Consider the following 212-nt stretch of genomic DNA (forward strand, 5'->3'; position numbering starts at 1 on the left):
TCGCTATCGGAATCGGAGTCACTGTCGGAATCGGAGTCACTGTCAGAGTCCGAATCGCTGTCGGAATCCGAATCGCTATCAGAATCAGAGTCGCTATCAGAATCAGAGTCGCTATCAGAATCACTGTCAGAATCGGAATCACTATCAGAATCCGAGTCGCTATCGGAATCGGAGTCACTGTCGGAATCGGAGTCACTGTCAGAGTCCGAATC

At 50.0% G+C, this 212-nt stretch carries 1 protein-coding gene; it reads right to left on the reverse strand.

What is annotated here, in order from left to right; genetic code table 11:
* Positions 1-212 (reverse strand): hypothetical protein (locus FD25_RS06785; RefSeq protein ID WP_049131431.1); only part of this gene is annotated, 212 nt, incomplete at both ends.

The sequence above is a fragment of the Levilactobacillus acidifarinae DSM 19394 = JCM 15949 genome (genome assembly GCF_001434835.1).
GTDB classification, from domain to species: Bacteria; Bacillota; Bacilli; order Lactobacillales; family Lactobacillaceae; genus Levilactobacillus; species Levilactobacillus acidifarinae.